The 595-nt window shown below is 53.1% G+C and carries 1 rRNA gene; it reads right to left on the reverse strand.

The features are described 5' to 3' along the window. Positions 1 to 17: 17 nt before the first annotated feature. Positions 18 to 595: ribosomal RNA gene (locus DVO77_RS18950) — 23S ribosomal RNA — on the reverse strand; the annotation flags it as partial.

The following is a 595-nucleotide window of genomic DNA, read 5'->3' on the forward strand; positions in this document are numbered from 1 at the left end:
AAACCCTTTTGGGTTGTATGGTTAAGCCTCACGGGTCATTAGTACAAGTTAGCTCAACGCCTCACAACGCTTACACACCTTGCCTATCAACGTAGTAGTCTCCTACGGCCCTTTAGAGGACTTAAAGTCCTAGGGATGACTCATCTTAGGGCTCGCTTCCCGCTTAGATGCTTTCAGCGGTTATCGATTCCGAACGTAGCTACCGGGCAATGCCATTGGCATGACAACCCGAACACCAGCGGTTCGTCCACTCCGGTCCTCTCGTACTAGGAGCAGCTCCCTTCAATCATCCAACGCCCACGGCAGATAGGGACCGAACTGTCTCACGACGTTCTGAACCCAGCTCGCGTACCACTTTAAATGGCGAACAGCCATACCCTTGGGACCGACTTCAGCCCCAGGATGTGATGAGCCGACATCGAGGTGCCAAACACCGCCGTCGATATGAACTCTTGGGCGGTATCAGCCTGTTATCCCCGGAGTACCTTTTATCCGTTGAGCGATGGCCCTTCCATTCAGAACCACCGGATCACTATGACCTGCTTTCGCACCTGCTCGACGTGTATGTCTCGCAGTTAAGCTGGCTTATGCCATT

The organism is Shewanella algidipiscicola (assembly GCF_003605125.1).
Lineage (GTDB): Bacteria > Pseudomonadota > Gammaproteobacteria > Enterobacterales > Shewanellaceae > Shewanella > Shewanella algidipiscicola.